Below are 4,456 nucleotides of genomic sequence, written 5' to 3'. Positions count from 1 at the left end.
GGGCAATATCGTGGACACGCTGATGCCCCCGCTGTCGCCCTTGGAAATGGTCATCGGCTATCTATCTGGTGGGATCGGACGCGGTGTGTTTGTGGCACTCGCGATTGGCTTCGGTTTGCTGCTGTTTCTGGGAATCGGTGTTCAGCATCCGATAATGGCCTTGGTCTTCGTCGTGCTCGGCTCTGCTTTCTTGGGCGGGCTTGGGATCATCGCGGGCGTTTATGCCAATAAATTCGATCAAATGGCAGCGATCACCAATTTCATCGTTACACCGCTCGCATTCCTGTCAGGGACATTCTATTCGGTTTCAGTCCTGCCGCCCGTCTTGCGCCAGTTGACCCAGATAAATCCGATTTTCTATTTGATCGACGGTTTGCGTTATAGTGTGATCGGCGTTTCAGATAGCGATCCGTGGTCGGGCATGTTGATCTGCTTTATCGCTGTCTTGGTCGTGACCGCAATTTCGTGGCAAATGTTTCGCACGGGCTACCGCCTCAAGCCGTAGTCAGCCGTGCTTCGCGCCAAGCCAGCAGCGCCGCCCCTGCGATGATGACCGCTGCACCCAGCAATGAAATGCCGCCGGGGATCACATCAAAGATCAGCGCATCATAGAGCGCTGCGAACAAAAGCGTACCGTAGCTGAACGGCACCACAAAAGACGCATCCGCACGCGCGAGTGAGTTCAAAAAACAGGTCTGCGCAAGGGCCATGCATATTCCGATGCCCGCCAATGCGAACCATTGCGAAACGGTAGGGGACTGCCAAACCGTAAGCACCGCAAGCGTAGCGATAAGCAATCCGATCGCATTGTTGACAAGCAGAATCTGAAACGGGGCCTCCCGCCGCGACAGTTGTTTGATAAAGATGACCTCCAGCCCAAGGATCAACGCCGCCCCGAGCGCAAGCAATGCTCCCGGCGCAATCGCGCCCGAGCCGGGGCGTAGCAGGATAACCGCGCCGAGCATCGCGATACCTGCTGCACTCCAGCGCACTGGTCCGACCTTTTCGCCCAGCAGGAAGATCGCAAAGACCATCGCAAAAACAGGGTTGAGAAAACTGATCGCCGTTGCATCTGACAGCGGGATAAAAGCGACCGAAGCAAACATCAACGTCACGCCGGCAGCGCCGCAACTTGTGCGCAGTACGTGTAGTTTCAGGTGTATTTTGCCAATTTCCGGCCGTAGCACCAATGCGGCCCCACCCAAGGACAGCGCGGCAAACAGGAACCGGGCCTGCGTGATCTGCAACGGATGAAGCGGCGCACCCAGCGCGCCTGTGCCAATTGCTTTGGCAAGCAACGTAGTCGCCGCAATGAACACTGTCGCGCAAATCATCAAGGTCATCGCAAGGCGCGGGTTATGGGCTGGCAAATCTTTCATTGCCAAGACCTGCGGCCAAAAACCGGCGGCTGCAAGTCATGTTTTGACGGCACTGCAATCGTGCTTGCCTTTTGCCGTTTCGGCTGTATGAAAAACGCATGGTCAAATTTGCACATACCCGTCTTCGACGACAGTTGCGCCGCGCTTAAGCGCGTTTGCCGTGCCGTGCATGACGGTCAGCCTTTCATGCCTCACCCACTTTTGTTGACTTGGCCCTGCCTCTCAGGCACTCACGTGGCTTAAATTCTTCGAGGACATCCTATGATCCCTTCTATTTTGCCGACCTATTCACGCGCTCCCCTGACTTTTGTAAAAGGCGAAGGCAGCTGGCTGATCGAAGCAGACGGGCGACGTTTTCTGGATCTTGGCGCCGGCATTGCGGTGAATGCGCTTGGTCATGCGCACCCGAAGCTGGTTGAGGCCCTGACAGGCCAAGCCAATGCGCTCTGGCATGTTTCCAACCTCTACCAAATTCCACAGCAGCAAAAGCTGGCCGATATGTTGGTTGAACTGACATTTGCGGATACTGTATTTTTCACCAACTCCGGCACGGAAAGCTGCGAGTTGGCGGTCAAGATGGCGCGCAAGTACTGGTATGAAAAAGGCGCGCCAGAGCGGACTGATATCATCACATTCGAGGGATCTTTCCACGGACGTTCCTCCGCGGGTATCGCGGCGGCGGGTTCAGAGAAAATGACCAAAGGATTTGGCCCCTTGCTCCCTGGTTTCGTCCATCTTCCATGGAACGATCACGAGGCACTTACCGCTGCGATCAATGATAAAACGGCTGCGATCCTGATCGAGCCTATTCAGGGCGAAGGCGGCATTCGCCCGCTCCCCGATCAATGCCTCAAGGGCCTTCGCGATCTGTGCGATGAACATGGCATCCTGCTGATCCTGGATGAGGTCCAATGCGGCGTTGGCCGTACTGGCAAGCTGTTCGCGCACGAATGGGCCGGGATCGAGCCTGACATCATGATGGTTGCCAAAGGCATCGGCGGCGGCTTTCCCTTGGGTGCGGTGCTCGCCACAGAAAATGCAGCAGGCGGCATGACTGCGGGCACACACGGCTCGACCTATGGCGGCAACCCGCTTGGCTGCGCCGTAGGCTGCGCTGTGCTGGATATCGTCTCGGACGCTGGTTTCCTTGCCGATGTGTCACGCCGCGCAGGCGCGCTGCGTCAAAGCCTCGAAGGGCTCGTTGCCGCACATCCGGACGTTTTTGAATCCGTGCGCGGCACTGGCCTGATGCTTGGGCTTAAATGTAAGGCAAGCAACATAGACGTTCTGAATGCGGCTTACGCAAATGAACTCATCACCGTGCCGGCGGCAGATAATGCGCTTCGCTTACTCCCGCCGCTCAATATCTCGGAAGCCGACATCGCAGAGGCGGTAAAACGCCTCGATGCAGCAGCGACGCAAGTCGAAAAAGCGTCCTGATCTTCTTTGGTCTGAAAATACCTCGGGGAGCGCGAGGGTCTGGCCCCTCGCATCTTTCCTAACAAAAAGTACAGTTACATGAACCATTTTCTCGACATCCACAAAACCGATCCACTGGCGCTGAGCAACATCATCACTCAGGAGCGCGCAATGAAAGAGGCGCGCAAGGGCCTGCCAAAAGCCACGCTCGATGCAGAGCAGCCGCTCGCAGGCCATATGGTCGCGCTGATCTTTGAAAAGCCGTCGACGCGCACACGGGTTTCTTTTGACGTTGGCGTGCGCCAAATGGGCGGCGAAACGATGGTACTTTCCGGCTCTGACATGCAGCTTGGCCACGGTGAAACCATTGCCGATACAGCGCGCGTTCTATCGCGTTACGTCGACCTCATCATGATCCGTACCTTTGATGAAAGCGTTCTGCTGGAAATGGCGGAATATGCGGATGTGCCCGTAATCAACGGGCTGACAGATCGCACACATCCCTGCCAGATCATGGCGGATGTCATGACATTTGAAGAACATCGCGGTCCGATCAAGGGCAAGAAAGTTGTCTGGTGCGGCGATGGCAATAACGTCTGCGCATCGTTCCTGCATGCGGCGGGCCAGTTCGGGTTCGATATGGTCTTTACCGGCCCAAAGCAGCTTGATCCCGAAGACGAATTCATCGGTCTTGCGCGTCAGGCTGGCGTAAGCATCAGCATCGAGCGCGACGCGCATAAGGCTGTTGAGGGCGCAGATCTTGTCGTTGCGGATACATGGGTGTCGATGCATGACAGTCAATCTGCCAAAGAACGCCGCCATAATATGCTTCGTCCCTATCAGGTGAACGAACAGCTAATGGCCTGCGCAAAACCTGATGCCTTGTTCATGCACTGCCTCCCAGCGCACCGCGAAGAAGAAGCAACAAGCGCTGTTATGGACGGTCCAAACTCTGTCATCTTTGATGAGGCCGAGAACCGCCTGCACGCGCAAAAGGCCGTCATGCGCTGGTGCTTGGAAAAATAACGGCAAAAGAGGGCGATCAATCTGCCAGAAAGATCGTCCTGACCGACCCGCCGGTCCCTTCAAGATATCCAATCCCGCCAACCTCGTCGGGGTTGTTGGAACTGTCCAATCCAAAAAAGCGCCCCAGTGCGTTTTGCTGTGTGCGCGTTCCGACAATCTGAACAACTGCGCCATCCTGCACCGTGGTAATTGTCCCACCAGAGAACTGGTTTCCAGAGGCCCCCATCCCGGTAATATTCACCCCGTTAAAGCCAACATCGGCGGATGCGCCAGACGCGCGAGAAACCGCGTCAAACCCTTCCATTGTGACATTCACAGAACCAGATGCGAAATTCGCGATGACCGTCGATGTGCCGTTATCAAGATCATAATTCGTTGTGCCATCCGAATAGCTCCCTTCAGCTTCGCCGCTGTAAGTCGCGCGCCCGCTGGTTGGCATATCGCTTGGCGTTGTGACGACGCCATAAACCCCCATGACCGAAGTCGGCGTCGTGCCGTCCAGATATCCCTGATTGTACACGCGCGCGTAGTCATAGCTATTGGTGAAACCCTGCGCGGGGGTCGCAATCAGGACGGAAATTCCATCGGTCATCAAACCCGTGAAATCCGGCCCGTCGTTATCCACCAATTTA

General features: G+C 56.1%; 5 protein-coding genes. 3 read left to right on the top strand and 2 right to left on the bottom strand.

Annotated elements, in window-relative coordinates:
- Positions 1–505 (top strand): ABC transporter permease (locus WBC85_RS15405; protein WP_424439239.1); only part of this gene is annotated, 505 nt, incomplete at its 5' end.
- On the opposite strand, the gene WBC85_RS15400 is transcribed toward WBC85_RS15405, so the two are convergent.
- Positions 495–1,379: a DMT family transporter gene (locus WBC85_RS15400; protein WP_424439236.1), complete on the bottom strand. Its 885-nt coding sequence runs from the start codon at positions 1,377–1,379 to the stop codon at positions 495–497. The two genes, WBC85_RS15405 and WBC85_RS15400, sit on opposite strands and share 11 nt — an antisense overlap.
- Before the next feature lie 261 nt (positions 1,380–1,640).
- On the opposite strand from WBC85_RS15400, the gene WBC85_RS15395 reads away from it, so the two are divergent.
- On the top strand, positions 1,641–2,819 hold the full coding sequence (locus WBC85_RS15395; protein ID WP_424439233.1) for an aspartate aminotransferase family protein: 1,179 nt from the start codon (positions 1,641–1,643) through the stop codon (positions 2,817–2,819).
- Between the two features lie 78 nt (positions 2,820–2,897).
- Positions 2,898–3,824, top strand: coding sequence for an ornithine carbamoyltransferase (argF, locus tag WBC85_RS15390; RefSeq protein WP_424439230.1), 927 nt, complete (start codon positions 2,898–2,900; stop codon positions 3,822–3,824).
- A 16-nt stretch (positions 3,825–3,840) separates the two neighbouring features.
- Here argF and WBC85_RS15385 read toward each other — a convergent pair.
- Positions 3,841–4,456: hypothetical protein (locus WBC85_RS15385; protein WP_424439227.1), on the bottom strand; the 616-nt coding region annotated here is incomplete at its 5' end.

It is taken from the genome of Planktotalea sp. (assembly GCF_049680325.1).
Classification (GTDB): domain Bacteria; phylum Pseudomonadota; class Alphaproteobacteria; order Rhodobacterales; family Rhodobacteraceae; genus Planktotalea.
This window is presented reverse-complemented; position numbering and strand designations above follow the sequence as displayed.